At 70.3% G+C, this 21,959-nt stretch carries 16 protein-coding genes and 1 pseudogene; 4 read left to right on the top strand and 13 right to left on the bottom strand.

Features of this window, described 5'->3' with window-relative positions; translation table 11 throughout:
* Window positions 1–7: 7 nt before the first annotated feature.
* The 9 genes from EAO75_RS17590 to EAO75_RS17550 form a co-directional block, all read right to left on the bottom strand.
* A complete protein-coding gene (locus EAO75_RS17590; RefSeq protein ID WP_147995986.1) occupies window positions 8–1,477 on the bottom strand; it encodes an aldehyde dehydrogenase family protein in 1,470 nt (489 codons plus the stop codon).
* Between the two features lie 86 nt (window positions 1,478–1,563).
* Window positions 1,564–2,772 carry an inositol-3-phosphate synthase gene (locus tag EAO75_RS17585; protein ID WP_147995985.1) on the bottom strand — a complete coding sequence of 403 codons (1,209 nt, stop codon included), beginning with the start codon at window positions 2,770–2,772 and terminating at the stop codon, window positions 1,564–1,566.
* 85 nt (window positions 2,773–2,857) lie between these two features.
* Window positions 2,858–6,580 carry a ThuA domain-containing protein gene (locus tag EAO75_RS17580; RefSeq protein WP_147995984.1) on the bottom strand — a complete coding sequence of 1,241 codons (3,723 nt, stop codon included), beginning with the start codon at window positions 6,578–6,580 and terminating at the stop codon, window positions 2,858–2,860.
* A gap of 365 nt (window positions 6,581–6,945) precedes the next feature.
* Window positions 6,946–7,944 (bottom strand): sugar phosphate isomerase/epimerase family protein, encoded by a 999-nt coding sequence (locus EAO75_RS17575; RefSeq protein ID WP_147995983.1) that lies wholly within the window; start codon window positions 7,942–7,944, stop codon window positions 6,946–6,948.
* Between the two features lie 36 nt (window positions 7,945–7,980).
* A complete protein-coding gene (locus EAO75_RS17570; RefSeq protein WP_147995982.1) occupies window positions 7,981–9,231 on the bottom strand; it encodes a Gfo/Idh/MocA family protein in 1,251 nt (416 codons plus the stop codon).
* A gap of 238 nt (window positions 9,232–9,469) precedes the next feature.
* Window positions 9,470–10,507, bottom strand: coding sequence for a substrate-binding domain-containing protein (locus EAO75_RS17565; protein WP_147995981.1), 1,038 nt, complete (start codon window positions 10,505–10,507; stop codon window positions 9,470–9,472).
* 17 nt (window positions 10,508–10,524) lie between these two features.
* Entirely contained in the window at window positions 10,525–11,544 is a 1,020-nt protein-coding gene (locus EAO75_RS17560) for an ABC transporter permease (RefSeq protein WP_147995980.1), read from the bottom strand.
* The gene (locus EAO75_RS17555; RefSeq protein ID WP_147995979.1) at window positions 11,541–13,061 is read right to left on the bottom strand and encodes a sugar ABC transporter ATP-binding protein; all 1,521 of its coding nucleotides are present in this window, start codon (window positions 13,059–13,061) and stop codon (window positions 11,541–11,543) included. The genes EAO75_RS17560 and EAO75_RS17555 overlap by 4 nt, the downstream gene beginning before the upstream one ends.
* 111 nt (window positions 13,062–13,172) lie before the next feature.
* A complete protein-coding gene (locus EAO75_RS17550; protein WP_147996056.1) occupies window positions 13,173–14,354 on the bottom strand; it encodes an ROK family transcriptional regulator in 1,182 nt (393 codons plus the stop codon).
* A gap of 364 nt (window positions 14,355–14,718) precedes the next feature.
* Between EAO75_RS17550 and EAO75_RS17545 the strand changes: the two are divergent.
* Window positions 14,719–14,898 (top strand): annotated as a pseudogene (locus tag EAO75_RS17545) (ROK family protein); the annotation flags it as partial.
* Window positions 14,899–14,957: 59 nt separating this feature from the next.
* On the top strand, window positions 14,958–15,377 hold the full coding sequence (locus EAO75_RS17540; RefSeq protein WP_147995978.1) for a DUF4231 domain-containing protein: 420 nt from the start codon (window positions 14,958–14,960) through the stop codon (window positions 15,375–15,377).
* Window positions 15,378–15,440: 63 nt separating this feature from the next.
* Here the strand turns inward: EAO75_RS17540 and EAO75_RS17535 are convergent, their stop codons facing one another.
* From EAO75_RS17535 to EAO75_RS17525, 4 genes are all read right to left on the bottom strand, one after another.
* On the bottom strand, window positions 15,441–16,118 hold the full coding sequence (locus EAO75_RS17535) for a GntR family transcriptional regulator (RefSeq protein ID WP_147995977.1): 678 nt from the start codon (window positions 16,116–16,118) through the stop codon (window positions 15,441–15,443).
* A gap of 140 nt (window positions 16,119–16,258) precedes the next feature.
* A complete protein-coding gene (locus EAO75_RS17530) occupies window positions 16,259–17,197 on the bottom strand; it encodes a beta-ketoacyl-ACP synthase III (protein WP_147995976.1) in 939 nt (312 codons plus the stop codon).
* A gap of 149 nt (window positions 17,198–17,346) precedes the next feature.
* Entirely contained in the window at window positions 17,347–17,481 is a 135-nt protein-coding gene (locus tag EAO75_RS47445; protein ID WP_261989325.1) for a hypothetical protein, read from the bottom strand.
* The gene (locus EAO75_RS17525; RefSeq protein WP_147995975.1) at window positions 17,450–18,793 is read right to left on the bottom strand and encodes an OFA family MFS transporter; all 1,344 of its coding nucleotides are present in this window, start codon (window positions 18,791–18,793) and stop codon (window positions 17,450–17,452) included. Before EAO75_RS17525 ends, EAO75_RS47445 begins: the two co-directional genes overlap by 32 nt.
* Window positions 18,794–19,050: 257 nt before the next feature.
* On the opposite strand from EAO75_RS17525, the gene EAO75_RS17520 reads away from it, so the two are divergent.
* Complete coding sequence (locus EAO75_RS17520; RefSeq protein WP_147995974.1) at window positions 19,051–20,022, top strand: 2-dehydropantoate 2-reductase; 972 nt, start codon at window positions 19,051–19,053, stop codon at window positions 20,020–20,022.
* Between the two features lie 10 nt (window positions 20,023–20,032).
* A complete protein-coding gene (locus tag EAO75_RS17515; RefSeq protein WP_147995973.1) occupies window positions 20,033–21,958 on the top strand; it encodes a molybdopterin oxidoreductase family protein in 1,926 nt (641 codons plus the stop codon).
* The last annotated feature ends 1 nt before the right edge of the window (window position 21,959 follow it).

Here is a 21,959-nt window from a genome sequence, read left to right as displayed (position 1 = left end):
TCGGCGTTCAGCCGCGGAACCAGTGCTGCGGCCGGGGTTGGATGTTCTGCCAGATGTGTTTGGGCTCTCGGTACTCGTTCAGGCCGGTCGGTCCCAGTTCCCGGCCCACGCCCGAATGCCCGAAGCCACCCCATTCCGCCTGCGGCACATAGGGGTGGTAGTCGTTGATCCACACCGTGCCGTGGCGCAGCCGCCGGGCGACCCGCTGGGCCTTGCCGGCGTCCTGGGTCCACACAGCTCCGGCGAGTCCGTACTCGGTGTCGTTGGCGATGCGTACGGCGTCGTCCTCGTCGGTGAAGCGCTCCACGGTGAGCACGGGCCCGAAGGACTCCTCGTGCACCACCCGCATGTCCTGCCGGCACTCGTCGAGGACGGTGGGCGGGTAGTAGTGGCCGCCTCCCAGCGCGGGGTCGTCGGGCCGCGCGCCGCCGCAGCGCAGTACGGCGCCCTCGGCGAGGCCGGAGGCGACGTACGCCTCGACCTTCTCCAGGTGCTGCGCGGAGATCAGCGCACCGGTATCGGCGTCGGGGTCGAAGGGGCCGCCGAGGCGGATCCGGCGGGCACGGCGCACCACCTCGTCGACGAAGGCGTCGTGGAGCGAGTCCTCGACGATGAGCCGGGCGCCGGCCGAGCAGACCTGTCCCGAGTGCAGGAAGACGGCCGTGAGGGCGAAGTCCACGGCGGTCTCGAAGTCGGCGTCGGCGAAGACCACGTTGGGGTTCTTGCCGCCGAGCTCCAGCGCGACCTTCTTCACGGTCGCGGCGGCGGTGGCCATGATGCGCCGGCCGGTGTCCAGGCCGCCGGTGAAGGAGACCATGTCGACGCGGGGGTCCTCGGACAGGGGCGCGCCCGCTTCGGGTCCCGCGCCCAGGACGAGATTGGCGACGCCGGCCGGGAGTCCCGCCTCCTCCAGCGCCCGCATCAGCAGGACGGAGGTGGAGGGGGTGAGCTCGCTGGGCTTGAGGACGATCGTGTTGCCGGCCAGGAGCGCCGGGGCGACCTTCCAACTGGCCTGCAGCAGCGGGTAGTTCCAGGGGGTGATCAGTCCGCACACGCCGACCGGCTCGTACACGACGCGGCTGACGGCGTCGTCACGGCCGGTGTCGATCACGCGGCCCGCGTCGGTGCCGCCGAGTCCGCCGTAGTGCCGGAGGCAGGAGACGACGTCGGCGATGTCGTACTCGCTCTCCACCAGCCGCTTGCCGGTGTCCAAGGACTCGGCGCGGGCGAAGTCCTTGGCGTCGCGTTCGAGAATGTCGGCGGTGCGCAGGAGCAGCGCGCCACGCTCCCGTTCCGGGGTGTTCGGCCAGTGCCCCGCGTCGAAGGCGCGGCGCGCGGCGGCGATCGCGGCCTCGGTGTCGGGGCGGGTCGCTTCGGAGACGGTCGCCGCGAGCGTGCCGTCAGCGGGACATCGGATCTCCCGGTGACCGCCTGCCACCGGATCCCGCCATTCGCCATCCACGTACAGGTCTGCCACGCGCCGAGCCTTTCAACAGAAATTCGTTGCGCATCGTGCACCCGATTGCTTGTGGTGGAACACCCTGGCGAATGTCCAGACAGACGTCAAGGGGTTGGCGGATGACGATTTCCCCGGGCGGCGTCCCCACCCGGGGCCGTCGCCCCACGCCCGTTCCCGTTCCTGTCCCCGCCCGGCGGGCGGAGCCGCTCCCCCAGTCCCGTCAGCGCCGCGTACTGCTCCCCCAGGCTCGCGGGGCCGTCCCCCACCGGGTCCTTAAAGTAGAAGCCGAGTTCGGCGAGCGGGCCGGTCAGGCCGGCCTCGTGGGCGCGGGCGGTGAGGCGGGCGAGGTCCAGTACCAGGGGGGCCGCGAGGGCCGAGTCGCAGCCCTGCCAGATGGTCTGGAGGATCATGCGGGTGCCGAGGAAGCCGTCGAAGGCGATGTGGTCCCAGGCGGTCTTCCAGTCGCCGAGGGCCGGGACGTCGTCGATGTGCACCTCGCCCTCGGGGACGGTGCCGAGGGTGTCGGCGAGGACGCGTTCCTTGCCGGCGTTCTTCGCGGCCGCGGCGGCCGGGTCGGCGAGGGCGGCGCCGTCGCCGCCGCCGAGCAGGTTCGTTCCGGACCAGGCCCGGACCCTCAGCGCCCGCTGCGCGAACATCGGGCCGAGCACGGCCCGCAGCAGTGTCTGTCCGGTCTTGCCGTCCCGGCCGGCGTAGGGCAGGCCGCTCCGCTCGGCCTCGCGGGCGGCGACGGGGTGGTGCATGCCCTCGGACGGGGTGAAGTTGACGTAGGGGCAGCCCGCGCGCAGGGCCGCCAGTGCGTACAGGGTGCTGGCGGGCAGCGGAGCGTCGGGCCCCTGGGACGCCGGTTCGGTGGAGGCGACGTTCACCACCACGGCCCGCTCCAGCTCGTGGCGGTGCACGAAGTCGCGTATGTCGTCGGCGAAGGCCGTGATCAGTTCGGCCTCGCTCCTGGTGTCCCCCGGGGTGGGGCCACCGGGCCTGATCTCCCGGTCCGCGGCGGCGAGTTCGGCGGTGACGGCGGTGGCGACGCCCGGTGGGAGGACGCCGCCGGCGGTCAGGGTCTCGGCGCGTTTGGGCAGGGGGCAGTCGAGGGTGTCGTGGCCGCCGAAGACGAGGTCGGACAGCGCGGGTAGGCCGCTGCCGGCAAAAATTGCGCTCTCGGTCACCATGCCGGTGGGCGGATGCAGCCCCGCGGTGATGGCGGCGCACCCCGTGACGACGGTGGTGGCGACGGAGCCTCGGGCTCCGGTCAGCCACACTCCCACACGCGGTCGGGAGAGGGACGCGGACATGGGCAGCCTCCTTGTCGTGCGCGGACCCCCGGGGGGAGGGACAAAGACGGCGGGCGGGGGTCCGGCGTCCCCCGCCCGCCGCCGCTCAGCCGCCCGTGGTGGGCAGTTCCTTCAACTGGATGTTGCGGAAGGAGACCTGGTCGTCGGCACCGTGGTTCTGGAGGCCGATGTGACCGTCGGTCAGGCTCCGCTCGGGGTCCTTGTTGGTGAAGTCGTTGATCTTGACTCCGTTGAGGAACACCTGGAGGCGTTCGCCCTGGACCTTGATCTCGTAGGAGTTCCACTGGCCGGGCGGCCGCAGAACCCGGTCACGGGCCTTGATGTCCGCCGACTTGAACGAGTAGACGGAGCCCGTGGTGCGGTCGGGCGCGTCCGTTGCGTCGATCTGGATCTCGTAGCCCTTGTTCACCGCGGACCAGGGGTCGTCGGAGGCCGGGAAGCCCACGAAGATCCCGGAGTTGTCGTCGCCCTGCATCTTCCAGTCGAGCTTGAGCGAGTACGACTTCAGCTCCTTGGCCTGGTACCAGAGCAGGCCCATGCCGCCCTCGGTCTCCAGGGTGCCGTCCTTGACGTTGAACGTGCCGGGGCCGGCCTGCTTCCAGCCGTCCAGGGTCTGGCCGTTGAAGATCTTCCGGTAGTCCTTGCTCGGCTTGCAGTCCGCCTTCACCTGGCCGGTGGCGTACTGGAGGCCGCCGAGGAGATGGGCCCGGAAGGCTTCGTCGGCGTAGGACTCCTTGGTGTGGCCGCCGCCCGTGTAGAAGGACCGGCCGCCGCCGTAGCTCTGGCACCAGGCGATCGGGTGGTCGCCCTTCATGTTCCCGCCCTGGTAGGTGGTCTCGTCCAGGGTGGCGAGGACCTTGGCCTGCTCACGCGGGTTGGTGCGGTAGTTGTACCACTCGTCGGTGCGCTCCCAGGCGTCGCCCAGGTGCGCGGTCGACGGGTGGTCGTGGTCCTCGACGCGGACCGTGGCCTTCTGGATGGCCGGGTGCGAGTCGAAGTAGGCGCCGACGAGTCCGCCGTAGAACGCCCAGTCGTACTCGGTGTCGGCTGCGGCGTGGATACCCATGTACCCGCCGCCGCCCGCCACGTAGTCCTCGAACGCCTTCTGCTGATCGGCGTTGAGCACATCACCGGTGGTGGACAGGAACACCACCGCGTCGTACTTGGCGAGGTTGGTCGTGGTGAACTGCCGGGCCTCCTCGGTCGCGTCGACCGTGATGCCGGCCGGGGCGCCGAGCTCCTTCAGGGCGGCGATGCCGGCCGGGATGGAGTCGTGCCGGAAGCCGGCGGTCTTGGAGAAGACCAGGACCTTCTTGCCGCCCCTGAACGGCTCCTTGGAGAACTCGAAGTCGTCCACGTCGTACAGCGCGCCCTCGCCGCCCTTGAAGACCAGGTAGATCTCCGTGGTGCCCTTGGGCAGCGCGCGCAGCGGCACGTCTACGTTCTGGAAGGTCTCCCAGCCGCCGGTCGGCGGGATGTACGCCGAGCCGTGCAGCGGTCCGTCGGGCGAGCCGGTGCGCAGCTCGATGAAGCCGCCCGCGCCGCCCGAGGAGGCCCGCACGGTCATCTTCTTCTGTCCGTCGAACCGGTAGGGGGTGAAGGCGATCCAGTCGCCGTCGTTGATGTCGCCGACGGTCTTGCCGCCGTTGGCTCCGGTCTTGTCGTAGACCTTCACGCCCGACTGGGTGCCGAAGTGCTCGGCCTGGCGGTGCAGCGGCTGGAGCACGGCGCGGGCGGTGCCGGTCAGCGTCTCCTGGCCGTTCGCCCCTCCGTCGGTGTAACTGGCGCCGACGACGCCGTAGATGTTGGCGTTGGGGTCGTGACCGCCGTCACCGGCGGGCGGTGTCAGGGTGCCCTCGCAGCCCATCTCGCTGGTCAGCTCGTGGGCGTGGGAGTCGTGGCCGAGGCTGTAGGCGACCTTGACCTTGGAGCAGTCGACCGTCTCCTCGGGGTCGGTGACGGTCACCTTGAACGGGACGGGCTTGCCGAACTCCGCCATGGTCCCGTTGCCCGGGATGTCGATCCGCACCTTGGGCTCGGTGTTGCCGACCACGATCCGGGTGCTGGCGTTGCCGGTGTGGCCCTCGGGGTCCCTGGCGGTGAAGGTGGCCGTGTAGGTGCCGACCTTCCTGTACTGGTGGGTGGGGTTGAGACCCTCGCCCTTGGTGCCGTCGCCGAAGTCCCAGCTGTAGGTGAGGTCCGGGGAGTCGGCGTCCTTGGCCGCGCCGGTGAACTTGACCTTCAGGCCGGCCGCTCCGGACGTCTTGTCGGCGCTCACCTCGGAGATCGGCGAGAAGCCGTCCTCGGCGTTCTCGATCCGGTACAGCGCGGAGTGCTCGTCGCCCTGGAACCAGGAGATGCCGTAGTCGAGGACGTAGAGCGCGCCGTCGGGGCCGAACTCCATGTCCATGATCTGGGTGCCGGTCCATGGGAAGTCGTTGATCTTCGCGACGGAGCCGTCGTCGTTCTGCTCGATCCGCTTGATCCAGCGGCGGCCGAACTCACCGGCGAAGAAGTCACCGTCGTAGGCCTCGGGGAACTTCACCTTGGAGTCGAGGTCGGGGTCGTAGCGGTAGACCGGGCCGCCCATCGGGGACTCGGAGCCGGTGCCGAACTCGGGCACGGAGCCGCCGTCGTACGGGATCCAGGCGGCCTGCGCGGGCGGCAGGTCGGTGAGGCCCGTGTTGTACGGCGAGGTGTTCTTCGGGGCGGCGCAGTCGAACTTCGCGCCGGAGGTGCCGGTGGCGAAGTCGTAGTCGACGTAGGCGTCGTTGTTGCCGGTGCAGAACGGCCAGCCGAAGTTGGCGGCCTTGGTGACCTTGGCGAACTCGACCTGTCCGGCCGGGCCCCGGCTGGGGCTGGCGGCGCCGGCGTCGGGGCCGTAGTCGCCGACGTAGACGATGCCTGTCTTGTCGTCGACGCTCATCCGGAACGGGTTGCGGAAGCCCATCGCGTAGATCTCGGGACGGGTCTTGTCCGTGCCCGGGGCGAAGAGGTTCCCTTCCGGGACGGTGTACGAGCCGTCCTCGGCGACCTTGATCCGCAGGAGCTTGCCGCGCAGGTCGTTGGTGTTGCCGGCGCTGCGGCGGGCGTCGAAGGCGGGGTTGCGGCCCTGGCGGACGTCGATCGGCGTGTAGCCGTCGGAGGCGAAGGGGTTGGTGTCGTCGCCGGTCGACAGGTAGAGGTTGCCGGCCGCGTCGAAGTCGATGTCGCCGCCGACGTGGCAGCAGGTACCGCGGGAGGCCGCGACGTCGATGACCTTCTTCTCGCTGGCCGTGTTCAGGGTGCCGTTGGCGTTCAGGACGAAGCGGGAGAGGCGGTTGACGCCGTCGAACTTCTTGAACTCCTCGGCGGTGCCGGACTCCGGGGCGTCGCCCGCGGGGGTGTCCAGCGGCGGGGCGTAGTAGAGGTAGATCGCCCGGTTGTTCTTGAAGTCCGGGTCGATGCCGACGCCCTGGAGGCCCTCTTCGTCGTGGCTGTAGACGGGGATCTTGCCGGCGACCTTGGTGACGCCGCCCTGGTCGGTGAGGCGCAGTGTGCCGTCGCGCGAGGTGTGCAGGACGCTGCGGTCCGGGAGCACGGCGAGCGACATCGGCTCGCCCATCTCGGGTTCGCCCTTGGCGAGCGGTACCTGCTGGAACTGCCCTTCGGCGGCGGCCGGTTCGTCGTGCTCCGGGTGGCCGGGGTGGGCACCGGCGACGGTGGCCGGGGCGCCCACGGCCAGGAGCAGGCCGGTGAACAGGGCGAGGGAGGTGCGAAGCCTGGAACGCCTCGGGGTGCGGGTGCTTCTGAGTCTCGTTCTGTGCACGAAGTCCCTCCGGGAACGGGTGGGCCGTACTGGGTGGGTGCGTAGACGTGCCGTGCGGGCGCCGGGGTGCGCCGTCACCCCGGAGGGGGCTGTGCCGTAAACACTTCGGTGTGTCCTGGACCGGACCCTGCGGTGTGTCCTGGACCCTGCGGTGTGTCCTGAACACTTCGGTGTCCCTTGAACACTTCTGTGTGTGTCCTGAACACTTCAGGGACGGTAACCGCGTCCGTCCGGGGCGAACACCCCTTGCGTCAGGATCGGTTGAACTTTTTCCCATCGCAGGACAAAGCGGGATCCGTGCAGGTCGGAGGGGGGACCGGCGGTGCTTCCGGTCCCCGTCCCCGACCTGCGCCGGGTGCGCGGATTCAGCTGTTGAACGCGGCGTCGAAGGACGCGCTGGGCGGCTCGAAGTCGAAGGCCTTGAGCCGGGTCAGCGCCTCGGGGGCGCCCTGGAGCCGGTCCATGCCGGCGTCCTCCCACTCCACGGAGATCGGGCCCTTGTAGTCGATGGACCGCAGCATCCGGAAGACGTCCTCCCAGGGCACGTCACCGTGCCCGGCCGACACGAAGTCCCAGCCCCGGCGCGGGTCGCCCCACGGCAGATGGGAGCCGAGGCGGCCGTTGCGGCCGTCGAGGCGCTTGCGGGCCTCCTTGCAGTCGACGTGGTAGATGCGGTCGCGGAAGTCCCACAGGAACCCGACCGGGTCGAGGTCCTGCCACACGAAGTGGGAGGGGTCGAAGTTCAGGCCGAAGGCGGGGCGGCCCCCGACGGCCTCCAGGGCCCGCCAGGTCGTCCAGTAGTCGTAGGCGATCTCGCTGGGATGGACCTCGTGCGCGAACCGGACGCCCTCCTCGTCGAAGACGTCGAGGATGGGGTTCCAGCGGGTCGCGAAGTCCTCGTAGCCGCGTTCGATCATCGACTCGGGCGCGGGCGGGAACATGGCGACCAGATGCCAGATCGCGGAGCCGGTGAAGCCGATCACCGTGTCGACGCCGAAGGCTGCCGCGGCGCGCGCGGTGTCCTTCATACGGGCCGCGGCGCGCTGCCGGACACCCTCCGGGTCCCCGTCGCCCCACACCTCGCCCGGCAGGATCCCCTGATGGCGCTCGTCGATGATGGCGTCGCAGACGGCCTGGCCGACCAGATGGTTGGAGATCGCCCAGCACTTGAGGCCGTACTTGTCGAGCAGGGCCTTCCTGGAGTCGATGTACGACGGGTCCGCTAGGGCCTTGTCGACCTCGAAGTGGTCGCCCCAGCAGGCGAGTTCGAGCCCGTCGTAGCCGAAGTCGCGGGCGAGCCGGCAGACCTCCTCCAGCGGCAGGTCGGCCCACTGGCCGGTGAACAGCGTGAACGTACGCGGCATTGCGCGTCAGCCTCCTCAGGCCGCTATCGGGGTGGTTCAGACCGCTATCGGGGTGTAGACGGAGTTCTTCTCGGCGCTCTCCTCCACCGCCGCGAGCACGCGCTGCACCTGCAGCCCGTCGGCGAAGGAGGGCTCGGGCTGCCGGCCCTCGGCGATGGCGTGGACCAGGTCGCGGGCCTGGTGGACGAAGGTGTGCTCGTAGCCGAGGCCGTGGCCCGGCGGCCACCAGGCGTCCAGGTAGGGGTGGTCGGGTTCGGTGACGAGGATGCGGCGGAAACCGGCGTGCGCACCGGGTTCGGTGCCGTCGTGGTAGGCGAGTTCGTTGAGCCGCTCCAGGTCGAAGGCGACCGAGCCCTGTGAGCCGTTGAGTTCGATGCGCAGGGCGTTCTTGCGGCCGGTGGCGTAGCGGGTCGCCTCGAAGGAGGCGAGGGCGCCGGAGGGGAAGCGGCCGGTGAACAGGGCGGCGTCGTCGACGGTGACCTGACCGGCCCCGTTCGCGGAGACGGCGGACAGACCGCTCGTGGGGCCGCCCGGCAGCGGGCGTTCCTTCACGAAGGTCTCCGTCAGGGCGGACACCCCGCCGAGGTGCTCCCCGGCCAGGTACTGCGCCAGGTCGATGATGTGCGCGCCCAGGTCGCCGAGGGCGCCCGAACCGGCCAGCTCCTTGCGCAGCCGCCAGGTCAGCGGGAACTCCGGGTCCACGAGCCAGTCCTGAAGGTACGTCACCCTCACATGGCGCAGGTTGCCCAGGCGGCCCTCGGCGACCATCCTGCGGGCCAGCGCGGTGGCGGGCACACGGCGGTAGTTGAAGCCGACCATCGCCAACTGACCGCGCCCGTAAGCCTCTTCGGCGGCCGCGGTCATCGCCTCGGCCTCCTCGACGGTGTTCGCGAGGGGCTTCTCGCACAGGACGTGCTTGCCCGCGGCCAGCGCGGCGAGCGCGATCTCGGCGTGGCTGTCGCCCGGGGTGCAGATGTCGACGAGGTCGATGTCGTCCCGCGCGATGAGCGCCCGCCAGTCGGTCTCCGCCGTCTCCCAGCCGTGCCGTTCCGCGGCGGCCTGCACGGCCGTCGCGTCCCGCCCGCAGATCGCGGCCATCACCGGAGTCCGAGGGAGGTCGAAGACCCGGCCCGCGGTGCGCCAGCCCTGCGAGTGGGCGGCGCCCATGAAGGCATAGCCGACCATACCGACGCGCAGTGGTGGCTTGCGGGCCCCCGTGACCTGCACTCCCCCCTCGGAGTGCGTGGCCCGTGCCTGCGCCTCGTCGGGCTGCTGCGGCTGTCCCATGCGATGGTCCTCCTCGTCGTCGTACCGCGGTGGGGGGTTGGGGAGCGCCTTGCGGACCTCGCCGGCCGTCGCGCGGATCCGAGCGGTGCCGTACGGGCCCTACCGCATGCCGTACGAACTCCACGAGCTCCCGAAACCCCCGAGCTCCCAGCACCCCCGCAGCCCAGGTCGGCTCGATCCACAGAACGCTCCCGGCCCTGCCCGACGGACCCCTCGGCCGCGTCGGGCAGGGTGCGCCTCACTTGAAGCCGGTGGGCATGTACTGGTCGACGTTGGCCTTGTCGACGACCGCCGAGTACAGCGTGATCGAGGCGGGGATCTCGAACTCGGCCATGCCGCCGACGCCCTTGCCCTGGCCCAGCGCACGGGCCAGGTCGATGGCGGACGCGGCCATGGTCGGCGGGTACAGGACCGTGGCCTTGAGGACGCCGTCGTCCTGCTTGATCGCCTGGAACGCGGACAGCGCGCCCGCGCCGCCGACCATCAGGAAGTCGTCGCGCCCGGCCTGCTCGATGGCCCGCAGCGCGCCCACGCCCTGGTCGTCGTCGTGGTTCCACAGCGCGTCGAACTTCGGCTGGGCCTGCAGCAGTTGCGCCATCTTGGCCTGCCCGGACTCGACCGTGAACTCGGCCGCCTGACGGGCCACCTTCTTGATGTTGGGGTAGTTCTTCAGGGCGTCGTCGAAGCCCTGGGTGCGCTGCTTGGTCAGTTCCAGGTTGTCCAGGCCCGCCAGTTCGATGACCTTGGCGTCGGACTTGTCCTTGAGCTTCTCGCCGATGTAGTGCCCGGCGTTCAGGCCCATGCCGTAGTTGTCGCCGCCGATCCAGCAGCGGTACGCCTGCGGGGTGTTGAAGATCCGGTCCAGGTTGATGACCGGGATGCCGGCGCGCATCGCCTTCAGACCGACCTGGGTGAGGGCCTTGCCGTCGGCGGGCAGCACCACCAGCACGTCGACCTTCTTGTTGATCAGGGTCTCGATCTGGCCGATCTGCGCGGCCGTGTCGTTGGAGCCCTCGGTGATCTCCAGGGTGACGTCGGAGTACTTCTTCGCCCGGCTCTTGGCGTTGTCGTTGATCGCGTTGAGCCAGCCGTGGTCGGCCTGCGGACCGGCGAAGCCGATCGTGACCTCCTTGCCGGGCTTGTCGTCGGCGGCCGGCTGGTCGTTCGCGGCCGGCTCGTCGTCGGACTCATTGCTCGTGCAACCTACGAGGAGGGCACCGGCACCTATGGCGGCGGTTCCGAACAGCAGCCCTCTGCGACTGGTGAGCTCTGGCATGGCGGTGAACCCTTTCCTCAGGTCGTGCTTGCGGTACGGCGCTGGACCAGCACGGCGGCGACGATGATCGCGCCCTTGGCGATCTGCTGGACGTCGCTCTGCAGGTTGTTCAGGGCGAAGATGTTGGTGATCGTGGTGAAGATCAGGACGCCGAGCACGGAGCCGACGATGGTGCCGCGGCCCCCGCTGAGCAGGGTGCCGCCGATGATCGCGGCCGCGATGGCGTCGAGTTCGTAGAGGTTGCCGTTGGTGTTCTGGCCGGAGCCGGACAGGATGATCAGCAGGAAGGCGGCGATACCGCAGCACAGCCCGGACAGCAGGTAGAGGTAGAGCCGCTGGCGGCGCACGTCGATGCCGGCGAGCCGGGCCGCCTCCGCGTTGCCGCCGACGGCGACCGTGCGCCGTCCGAAGGTGGTCCGGTTCAGGATCAGCCAGCCGATGATCGTCACGACCGCGAACACCATGACCAGCGGCGGGATGCCGAGGACGTATGCGTCGCGCTCGCCGAGGTCGAGCACCGAGGGAATGGTGACGATCTGCGTCTTGCCGTCGGTGATCTGGAGTGCCAGGCCGCGTGCGGACGCCAGCATGGCGAGCGTCGCGATGAACGGCACCATGGCGCCGTACGCGATCAGCACTCCGTTGACCAGCCCGCATCCCACCCCGACGACCACCGCGGTGAAGAGGATGCCGGCGAAGCCGTACTCCTGGGTCGCGACCGTGGTCGCCCACACCGAGGCGAGCGCGACGATCGCGCCGACGGAGAGGTCGATGCCGCCGGAGACGATGACGAAGGTCATGCCGACGGTGACGACGCCGATGACGGAGGCCTGGGTGAGGACGAGCTGGAGGTTGCGGGTGTCCAGGAACTCGTCCGGCTTGGTGATGCCGCCGATGACGATGAGCGCGGCGAGAACGCCGAGCAGGGAGAGAGTGCGCAGGTCGGCGCGGGCCATCAGGCCCCGCCAGGCGGGCGCGGACCCGGCCGACGGCACCTTGCCGGTGCTGTCCCGGGGCGGGGAGGCATGCTGCGTCATGACGCCGGGCTTCCTTCCATGACGAGGTCGAGGACACGGTGTTCGTCGAGTTCGCGCGCGGGTGCGGTGTGTACGACACGGCCCTCGCGCAGCACCAGGACACGGTCGGCGAGGCCCAGTACTTCGGGCACTTCACTGGAGACCAGGAGCACGGCGAGGCCTTCGTCGGCCAGTCGCCGGACCACGGCATACAGCTCGGCGCGGGCGCCGACGTCGACGCCGCGGGTGGGTTCGTCGAGCAGCAGGACGCGGCAGCCGCGCAGCAGCCAGCGGGCCAGGACGGCCTTTTGCTGGTTGCCGCCGGAGAGGGTGCGCACGGGCACCGACGGGTTGTCGGGCCGCAGTGACAGCTCCCGGGTGGCGGCCCGCGCCGCGCCCAGTTCGGCGGCCCGGTCGATCCAGCCGCCACGCGAGAAGCGGGACATGGACGACACCGACACATTGCGGGTGACGGACTCCAGCATCAGCAGGGCCTGCGCCTTGCGCTCCTCGGGGGCGAGCCCGAGCCCCGCGCGCACGGCGGCCCGTACGCTGCCGGCCCGCAACGCCCGCCCCTCCACGAGGACTTGACCGGCGGTGGGCTTCCTGGCCCCGTAGATCGTCTCCAGGATCTCCGAGCGCCCCGAGCCCACCAGTCCGGCGAGCCCGACGATCTCACCGGGCCGCAGGGTCAGGTCGAGGGGCTCGAACTCGCCGTCCCGGGCAAGGCCCCGGACCTCCAGCAGCGGCTGCCCGCCCGTCGCGTCCTTCGCGGGCCGCTCGGGGAAGACGTACTCGACATTGCGCCCGGTCATCATCGCCACGACGTCACGCGTCGGCGTCGACTTCGCCGGGAGTCCGCCCGCCACGGCCCGCCCGTCCTTCAGCACGGTCACCCGGTCGCCGATCCGGCGGATCTCCTCCAGGCGGTGCGAGATGTAGACGACGGCGACTCCGGCTCCGGTGAGGTCGCCGACGATACGGAAGAGGTTGTCGACCTCGTCCGGGTCGAGGGCGGCGGACGGCTCGTCCATCACGATCAGCCGTACGTCGTGGGAGAGGGCCCGGGCCATCGACACGATCTGCTGCTGGGCCGCCGACAACTCCCCCACCAGGCGGGCTGGATCGATCTCCGGGTGCCCAAGTCGCTTGAGGAGCTGGGCCGTTGAGGAACGCGCGACCTTTCCCCGTACGACGAAGCCGGCGGCCGTGGGCTCATGGCCGAGGTGGACGTTCTCGGCGACCGACAGGTGCTCGACCAGGTCGAGTTCCTGGTAGATGGTGGCGATGCCGAGGCGCATCGCGGCGATCGGCGAGCGGAGGGTGACCTCCTCGCCGCGCCAGCGGATGATGCCGGTGTCGGGCTGGTGGGCGCCGGCCAGGACCTTGATGAGGGTGGACTTGCCGGCGCCGTTCTGGCCGAGCAGGCAGTGCACTTCACCGGCCTGGACGTCGAGGTCGACGCCGTCGAGTGCGCGGACTCCGGGGAACGACTTGGTGATTCCGGACATGCTGAGCAGCGGTGGTTCTGGTGCCATGAGGTCCCCTTGGCGGGCGTGCGGGCCGGTTTCAGGGCGGGGCGAGGCAGAGCAGGGCAAAGCTGAGCGCTGTGCGAGGTGCGGTGCTGGTGAGCCGTACGAGTAGGTGGCTTACGCGGGTGAGAACAGGTGGTCGCTGATGAGCCGGGCCGCGCCGATGACTCCGGCGGTGGGGCCCAACTCCCCCAGCACGATGGGGAGGTTGCCGGTCGCGAGGGGCAGCGACTGGCGGTAGACCTGGGTGCGGATGGCGGCGAGCAGGTTGTGGCCGAGGCCGGTCACCCCGCCGCCGATCACCACCAGGCCCGGGTTGAAGAAGCTGACGAGTCCGGCGATGACCTGGCCGACGCGGTTGCCGCCCTCGCGGATCAGGTCGAGCGCGGTGGCGTCGCCCGCGGCGGCCGCGGCGGCGACGTCGACGGCGGTCAGGGTGCCGTTCGCCTCCAGCCGCGAGGCGAGTTCCTCCGACAGCCCCTGCTGGGCCGCGTCCACCGCGTCCCGGGCGAGGGCCGCCCCGCTGAAGTGGGCCTCCAGACAGCCCCGGTTGCCGCAGGCGCAGGGGCGGCCGTCGGGCACGGCCTGGATGTGCCCGATGTCGCCCGCGCTGCCGGTGACACCGCGGTGGACGTCACCGCCCGCGACGATGCCGCAGCCGATGCCGGTGCCGATCTTGACGCAGAGGAAGTCGCCCACGGAGCGTGCGACGCCCGCGTGCTGCTCCCCCATCGCCATGAGGTTCACGTCGTTGTCGACCATGACCGGGCAGCCGAGTTCCTGGCTGAGCGCCTCCCGCACGGGGAAGCCGTCCCAGCCCGGCATGATCGGCGGAGCCACCGGGACGCCCTCGGGGAAGCGGACCGGTCCCGGGACGCCGATGCCGGCGCCGTCGAAACCCTCCGCGAGCCCGGAGGCCCTCAACTTCGCGGCCATGGACAGGACTTGCTCGAAGACCGCGACAGGGCCCTCGCGTACGTCCATGGGCTGGTTGAGGTGTCCGAGGATCTCCAGCTCGGCGTTGGTGACGGCGACGTCGACCGAGGTCGCGCCGATGTCGACGCCGAGGAAGCGCAGGTCCGGGTTGAGCCGGATGTTGTGGGACCGGCGGCCACCGCGCGAGGCGGCCAGTCCGTCGGCCACGACCAGTCCCGTCTCCAGCAGGCGCTCCACCTCCACGGCCAGCTTGGACCGCGAGAGGTCGATCTGATCGCCCAGTTGGGCCCGGGAGTTGGGTCCGCCGTCGCGCAACAGCCTGAGCAGCTTGGCCTGATGAGCGTTCGCGGGTCGCGCCGTCATGCGTCTCACGAGCCCCTCCCCGCCTCAATCGGCCTGAGCGCGCCGGGTTTCAGCCACGTCCGTGGCTGCTTTCGAGGGGAACGTAGCAGTGGCTGCCGGGAGTGGGAAGGACTTGCGCGCAGATTGCCGTCAACTTTCTCCACTCACAGGACAAAGGGAGGCTCGCGAGGGCGGACAGATGGGTGCCGCCGGCCGAGACCGGAAACGTCCTCGCTGATCGTCGGTTTGCCTCAAGGGGTCTGAAACGGGGCCCGGTTGGCTACGCTTTCCCTGCTGACAGGGAGTGCTTTGGGGGGCGCGCATGGCTCAGGGATCCTCGGCCGACGAACCGACACCGAGACCGCCGTGGGGCGACGACGAGAGCGAGCACGCGGGCGTCGCACGCTCCGTGGGCGACTTCCTCTGCGTCAAGATCGGCACCGGCATCGGCTGCGGCATCGTCGCGGGCGGTGACGTCCACCGCGGTGTCACCGGCAGCGCGGGCGACATCGGGCACATCCAGGCCGTGCCCGACGGCCGCCCCTGCGCCTGCGGCAACCGGGGCTGATTCCCGCCCCTCCACCCCGGTCCGGCGGCTCGCCCGAAACCGGCCCCGGCTATGCGATGCGCGTGGCGAACGGGTCGTACGACTGGTACCACCGTGCCGCCATCAGGGCCCGCCGTAACTTCCGGCTGTCCGAGACCCTGCTGCTGCTCGTCTCCGCCGCGATCCCGGTCTCGGCGGTCCTGGCGTCCAGGAGCACCGAGGTGCCCGCGGTGCTGGGCGGCATCGTCGTCGTGATCACCGGCCTGCGCTCGGTCTTCCACTGGCAGGACGACTACCTGCGCTTCAGCGAGGCCCGCGAAGCCGTCGAGGCGGAACGCCGCCTCTACTACACCGGCGCGGACCCGTACGCCGACCCCCGGACCCGCGACCGCACCCTCACCGCCAGCGTCACCCGCATCGAACAGCGCGAGCTGGGCACCTGGGTACAAATCGCCAGCCCGCGCACGGACTCCACCGGGAACAGCCTGCTGCCGTGAGCGTGGAACGCCGTATCCCACGCACTTCAGCCCTACCGACTTCGGCGACGACGAGCGGGTCGCTCAGGACTTGCCGCGCGCGTGGTACGACCGTCGCGTGTGCTCCGTGTGCTCGCGCATCAGCTGTGTGGCGCCGGCCTCGTCGCGGTCGGTGATCGCCGCGATCATTCCGCGGTGTTCGATCCAGGACTGGTGGCCGCGCTGGCGGGCGACCGGTGTGTAGTACCAGCGGACGCGGCGGTCGACCTGGGCGGCGAGCTCGGCGAGGACCGCGTTGCCGGCGAGTTCCATGATCTTCGCGTGGAAGCGGGCGTTGAGGGCGACGGCGGTGTCGACGTCGTCCGCGGCGACGGCCTTCTCGCCCTCCGCGCACAGCTGTTCCAGGGCCTTGATTCCGGCGCTGTCCGCGTGGGCCGCGGCGAGCCGGGCCGCCTCGGCCTCCAGGAGGGTGCGGACGGTGAGGAGCTGGTCGGCCTCCTCCTCCGTCGGCTCGTGCACGAACGCGCCCTGTGCGGGCCGCAGATCCACCCAGCCCTCGGTGTTCAGCCGCTGCAGCGCCTCACGCACCGGCTGGCGCGACACGCCCAGGTGACCTGCCAGTTCGCTCTCGACCAGGTGCTGGCCGGGCTGGAGGGCGCGGGTCGTGATGAGTTCGAGCAGCGCCTCGTAGACGCGGTCGCGCAGCGGGCCGGGCCGTTCGAGCTTGGGCACCGCACCCTGCGGTAGTCCTGTCGACAACATCGGTTCCCCTCCTGGGCGAACGCCGGGCGACTGCATCCCGTGGCCGATCGTCACTGAAAGCCAGTATTGATTGTCTTTCGTCTACAGTCTACGGCGCACAAAGGCCAGGGAAACGGGGAGTTGGTCACATCACACGCGCGTCAGGGACAACGGACGACCTGTCCGGCGTACGACAGGTTCCCGCCGAACCCGAACAGCAGCACCGGGTCGCCGGTGGAGATCCTCCCCTGCTCCACCAGCTTGGACAGGGCCAGCGGAATGCTCGCGGCCGAGGTGTTCCCGGACTCGGCGACATCCCGCGCGACCACGGCGTTGACCGCACCGAGCTTTTCGGCGAGGGGCTCGATGATGCGCAGGTTGGCCTGGTGCAGGACGACTCCGGCGAGGTCCTGCGGCGCGAGGCCGGCCCGCTCGCAGGCCCGGCGGGCGATGGCCGGCAGCTGCGTCGTCGCCCAGCGGTAGACGCTCTGCCCCTCCTGCGCGAACCGTGCGGGCTGGCCCTCGATGCGCACCGCGTGCCCCATCTCGGGCACCGAGCCCCACAGCACCGGCCCGACGCCGGCCTGCTCGGACGCCTCGACGACGGCCGCGCCAGCCCCGTCCCCGACCAGCACACAGGTCGTACGGTCGCTCCAGTCGGTCACGTCGGACATCTTGTCGGCACCGATCACCAGCGCCCGGACCGCGGCCCCCGCCCGCACGGCGTGGTCGGCGGTGGCCAGGGCGTGGGTGAAGCCGGCGCAGACGACGTTGACGTCCATCGCCGCGGGCGACGGGATGCCGAGCCGGGCGGCGACCCGCGCGGCCATGTTCGGGGAGCGGTCGATGGCGGTGGAGGTGGCGACCAGGACCAGGTCGATGTCGCCGGGCGCGAGGCCCGCCGTCGCGAGCGCCTTGGCGGCGGCGTGGGCGGCGAGCTCGTCGACCGGCTCGTCGGGCCCGGCGATGTGCCGCGTGCGGATGCCGACCCGGGACGTGATCCACTCGTCACTGGTGTCGACCATGCCCGCCAGCTCCTCGTTGGTGAGCACCCTGGCGGGCTGATAGTGCCCGACTGCGGCGATGCGCGAGCCGTTCATCGTTGGTGATCCCCTCGAACTTCGGGTAGCGGGATTCACCAGTCTGATCAGTGACTCACGGGTACGAGGGCACGTGATGCCACAGGAAACGGGCGCCCGCGTTGTCAGCTTCCCTCAGACCCTCGGACGCCCGAACAACTCCCGAACACCTACCCGGTGAACAGCTGCGTCGCCTTCTGCACGAGTTCGTAGAGCCCGTAGGCGAGCGGCGCCCCCACCCATACCCAGGCGAAGGCGATGAGCCCCCGGCGGTCAGGCGGACTCTGACTGCTGTCGCTGGACATCCGCGGCCTCCTTCTCCTTCTGTGCCGGGACGGGGACGTGGTGGCGCGGATCGACGGGCCGCACGAGTTCATTGGCGACGAACCCGACGGCCAGCAGCCCGATCATGATGAACAGGGACATCGTGTACAGGGACGAGCCGTCCTTGCCCGCCTCCTCCTGCCGGTCGGCGATCCAGTTCACGATCAGCGGCCCGAGCACGCCGGCCGTGGACCAGGCGGTGAGCAGCCGCCCGTGGATGGCGCCGACCTGGTAGGTACCGAAGAGGTCCTTCAGATAGGCGGGGATCGTCGCGAATCCGCCGCCGTAGAAGGAGAGGATCACGAGTGCGCACAGGATGAACAGCGGCTTCGAGGAGTCGCCGGCCAGCGCGATCAGGCCGTACATCAGCGCGCCCGCACCCAGGTACAGCCGGTAGATGTTCTTGCGCCCGACCAGGTCGGAGGTCGACGACCAGCCGATCCGGCCGGCCATGTTGGCGGCCGACAGCAGGGCGACGAAGCCGGCGGCAGCCGACATGGACACCGGCGTGGAGGTGTTCGCGAAGAAGTCCGTGATCATCGGCGCGGCCTTCTCCAGGATGCCGATGCCCGCGGTCACGTTCATGCAGAGCACGATCCACAGACACCAGAACTGGGGCGTGCGCACGGCGTTGCGGGCGGACACCTGCGGTCCGTCGAAGGCGCTGGGCCCGTCGCCGACCGGCTTCTCGGTGCGCGGCACCCGCACCAGCAGCACGCCCAGCAGCATGAAGACGGAGTACGACAGCCCGTGCACCAGGAACGCCAGCGCGATCCCGGAGCTGTCGCTGCCGAAGGACTCCAGCATCTGGGCCGACCAGGGCGAGGCGATGAGTGCGCCGCCGCCGAAGCCCATGATGGCGATGCCGGTGGCCATGCCGGGCCGGTCGGGGAACCACTTGATCAGGGTGGAGACCGGCGAGATGTAGCCGATGCCCAGGCCTATGCCGCCGACGAAGCCGTAGCCGAAGACGATCAGCCAGTACTGCTCGGTGGCCGCGCCGAGGGCGCTCAGCAGGAAGCCGGACGAGAAGCAGATCAGGGCGACGGTCATGGCCCAGCGCGGGCCGTTGCGCTCCACCAGCGTGCCGCCGAACGCGGCCGACAGCCCGAGCATGACGATGCCGAGCTGGAACGGGAGAGCACTCTGTGTGCCGCTGAGGCCGAGCGCGGATTCGAGCGGGGGCTTGAACACGCTCCAGGCGTAGGCCTGGCCGATGGACAGATGAACCGAGAGAGCGGCGGGCGGAACCAGCCAGCGGCTCCATCCCGGGGGCGCGAGCGGTGGACTCATGATCCCGAACGGTAGGGATGAGCAAGTCCGTTGAGAAGGCGGCACGTCGACTGTATGCGGTGAGCGGTATGCGGGGCGCGACGAACGGTCGAACGCTGTCCGGAAACCCGTGGCGAAGGGCGTGCGCGACCCCTTGCTGAGCCCCTATCCATACTGTAGACAATATTCCGTCGACAGGATTCGGCCGCTCTCCGGCCGGTCCGACAACTTCCCAGCCACCTCCGCGGTACTCCCTCGACCGAACGGAGCGTTCCGAAGTGAAAGTTGCAGTCCTCGGCGCCGGTGCCATCGGCGCCTACGTCGGAGCCGCGCTGCATCGCGCGGGTGCCGACGTGCACCTGATCGCCCGTGGACCGCATCTCGCGGCCATGAGGCAGCACGGAGTGCGGGTGCTCAGTCCGCGCGGCGACTTCACCGCCCGCGCCCACGCCACCGACGACCCGGCCGAGATCGGCCCGGTCGACTACGTCTTCCTGGGTCTGAAGGCCAACTCGTACGCGGCGTGCGGGCCGCTGATCGAGCCTCTTCTGCACGACACCACGGCCGTCGTGGCAGCCCAGAACGGCATCCCCTGGTGGTACTTCCACCGCCATGGCGGCCCCCACGACGGCCACCGCGTCGAGAGCGTGGACCCGGACGGCACGGTCAGTGCGGTGCTCGCGCCCGAACGGGCCGTCGGCTGCGTGGTCTACGCCGCGACCGAGCTCGAAGGCCCGGGTGTCGTACGGCACCTGGAAGGCACCCGGTTCTCCATCGGCGAGCCCGACCGCAGCGTGTCCAAACGCTGTCTGGACCTCGGCGAGGCCATGATCGCCGGCGGCCTCAAGTGCCCGGTCGAACCCGACCTGCGCAACGACATCTGGCTCAAGCTGCTCGGCAACATCTCCTTCAACCCGATCAGCGCGCTGGCCCGGGCCACCATGCGGCAGATGTGCCTGCACGGCGGCACCCGCAAGGTCATCGAGATCATGATGACCGAGACGCTCTCGGTCGCCGAGGCCCTCGGCTGCGAGGTCGGCGTCTCCATCGAGCGCCGGCTCGCGGGCGCCGAGAAGGTCGGCGACCACCGCACCTCCACGCTCCAGGACCTGGAGCGGGGCAAGCCGCTCGAACTCGACGTACTCCTCGCGGCGGTCGTCGAGTTGGCGGAGATCACCGGCGTGGAGGTGCCCACCCTGCGCACCGTGCACGCCATCTCGGACCTGCTCGCGCTGAGGAGCGCCGCATGAGGAGCGCCGTATGAGGAAACGGGACCGTACTCCGAAGAACTACACCCGGCTCACCCACCCCCTCGTCCGGGACTCCCGCGACGAGCCCTTCCGGCCGGCGAGCTGGGAGGAGGCCCTCGACCGCGCGGCCGCCGGACTGGCCCGCAACCGGGACGCGTTCGGCATGTTCTCCTGCGCCCGGGCCACGAACGAGATGAACTACGTGGCGCAGAAGTTCGCCCGGGTCGTCATGGGCACCAACAACGTCGACTCCTGCAACCGCACCTGCCACGCGCCGAGCGTCGCGGGCCTGTCGGCGGCCTTCGGCTCGGGCGGCGGCACCTCCTCCTACGAGGAGATCGAGCACACCGACGTCATCGTGATGTGGGGTTCCAACGCCCGCTTCGCGCACCCGATCTTCTTCCAGCACGTACTGAAGGGGATCAGGAACGGCGCCCGGATGTACGCGGTCGACCCGCGCCGCACCTCCACCGCCGAGTGGGCGGAGAGCTGGATGGGGCTCAACGTCGGCACCGACATCCCGATGGCGCACGCGATCGGCCGCGAGATCATCCACGCGGGCCTCGCGAACGAGGCGTTCATCGGGCGCGCGACCAGCGGTTTCGAGGAGTACAAGGCACTCGTCGAGCCGTGGACGCTGTCGCTGGCCGAGAAGGTGACGGGCGTACCGGCCGCCGCCATCAAGGAGTTGGCCCACGCCTACGCCCGCGCCGAGCGCGCCCAGCTGTGCTGGACCCTCGGCATCACCGAGCACCACAACGGCACCGACAACGTCCGCGCGCTGATCAACCTGTCCCTGCTGACCGGGCACGTCGGCCGCTACGGCAGCGGGCTCCAGCCCCTGCGCGGCCAGAACAACGTGCAGGGCGGCGGCGACATGGGGGCTATCCCCAACCGGCTGCCCGGCTTCCAGGACATCCTCGACCCCGACAGCCGGCTGAAGTTCGAGTCGGCCTGGGACACCGTGATCCAGCCCCACTACGGCCTCAACCTCACCGAGATGTTCGAGGCGATGGAGGAGGGCACCCTCAAGGCCGTCTACTGCATCGGCGAGAACCCGGCGCAGTCGGAGGCGGACAGCGAGCAGGCCGTACGGCGCATGCGGGAGCTGGACTTCCTCGTCGTCCAGGACATCTTCCTGACGAAGACGGCCGAGCTGGCGGACGTCATCCTCCCGGCCACCGCCGGCTGGGCGGAGACCGACGGCACAACGACCAACAGCGAAAGGCGAGTTCAGCGCGTGCGGCGGGCGGTCACCCCGCCCGGCGAGGCGCGCGAGGACATCGACATCATCTGCGAGCTCGCGGCCCGGCTCGGCCACGAGTGGAAGTACGCCGATGCCGAAGCGGTCTGGAACGAGCTCAGGTCGGTGTCGCCGGACCACTACGGGATGACGTACGAACGCCTGGCGGAGGAGCAGGGCATCCAGTGGCCCTGCCCGAGCACCGAGAAGGTCGAACCGACCTATCTGCACGGCCGGTTGTGGGAGACCGACCCGGCCAGGCGCGGCATGGCGGCGCCGTTCGGGATCGTCCAGCACGATCCTCCGGTCGACCTCACCGACGAGGAGTACCCGGTCCGCCTCACCACCGGGCGACGGCTCGACTCGTACAACACCGGTGTGCAGAGCGGGAGTTTCGCCTCCCCGCTGCGGCGCGGCGAGTACGTCGAGATCAGCCCGGAGGACGCCGAGCGGTACGGGGTCGTCGTCGGCGAGGAGGTCCAGGTGTCCTCGCGGCGCGGTTCGGTCGTCGCGCCGGTGTGGGTCGACCCCGCGCTGCGGCCCGGGCTCGCCTTCATGACCATGCACTTTCCCGACGAGGTGGACACCAACCAGCTGACGATCGAGGCGAACTGCCCGATCGCGGGGACGGCGGAGTTCAAGGCGTCGGCGATCCGGATCGAGAAGCTCCCCGTCGCGACCATCGTGAGGTGAC

Source organism: Streptomyces sp. UW30 (assembly GCF_008042075.1).
Lineage (GTDB): Bacteria > Actinomycetota > Actinomycetes > Streptomycetales > Streptomycetaceae > Streptomyces.
Note: the sequence above shows the minus strand (reverse complement) of the source record. Positions and strands in the feature narration are given on the sequence as shown.

What these genes read in the sequence shown, in the direction of transcription:
- EAO75_RS17570 (WP_147995982.1), bottom strand. Translation starts at nt 9,231, where the DNA reads ATGGGACAGCCGCAGCAGCCCGACGAGGCGCAGGCACGGGCCACGCAC.
- EAO75_RS17565 (WP_147995981.1), bottom strand. Translation starts at nt 10,507, where the DNA reads ATGCCAGAGCTCACCAGTCGCAGAGGGCTGCTGTTCGGAACCGCCGCC.
- EAO75_RS17525 (WP_147995975.1), bottom strand. Translation starts at nt 18,793, where the DNA reads ATGAGTCCACCGCTCGCGCCCCCGGGATGGAGCCGCTGGCTGGTTCCG.
- EAO75_RS17575 (WP_147995983.1), bottom strand. Translation starts at nt 7,944, where the DNA reads ATGCCGCGTACGTTCACGCTGTTCACCGGCCAGTGGGCCGACCTGCCG.
- EAO75_RS17515 (WP_147995973.1), top strand. Translation starts at nt 20,033, where the DNA reads ATGAGGAAACGGGACCGTACTCCGAAGAACTACACCCGGCTCACCCAC.
- EAO75_RS17550 (WP_147996056.1), bottom strand. Translation starts at nt 14,354, where the DNA reads ATGACGGCGCGACCCGCGAACGCTCATCAGGCCAAGCTGCTCAGGCTG.
- EAO75_RS17540 (WP_147995978.1), top strand. Translation starts at nt 14,958, where the DNA reads ATGCGCGTGGCGAACGGGTCGTACGACTGGTACCACCGTGCCGCCATC.
- EAO75_RS17530 (WP_147995976.1), bottom strand. Translation starts at nt 17,197, where the DNA reads ATGAACGGCTCGCGCATCGCCGCAGTCGGGCACTATCAGCCCGCCAGG.
- EAO75_RS17560 (WP_147995980.1), bottom strand. Translation starts at nt 11,544, where the DNA reads ATGACGCAGCATGCCTCCCCGCCCCGGGACAGCACCGGCAAGGTGCCG.
- EAO75_RS47445 (WP_261989325.1), bottom strand. Translation starts at nt 17,481, where the DNA reads ATGTCCAGCGACAGCAGTCAGAGTCCGCCTGACCGCCGGGGGCTCATC.
- EAO75_RS17585 (WP_147995985.1), bottom strand. Translation starts at nt 2,772, where the DNA reads ATGTCCGCGTCCCTCTCCCGACCGCGTGTGGGAGTGTGGCTGACCGGA.
- EAO75_RS17535 (WP_147995977.1), bottom strand. Translation starts at nt 16,118, where the DNA reads ATGTTGTCGACAGGACTACCGCAGGGTGCGGTGCCCAAGCTCGAACGG.
- EAO75_RS17555 (WP_147995979.1), bottom strand. Translation starts at nt 13,061, where the DNA reads ATGGCACCAGAACCACCGCTGCTCAGCATGTCCGGAATCACCAAGTCG.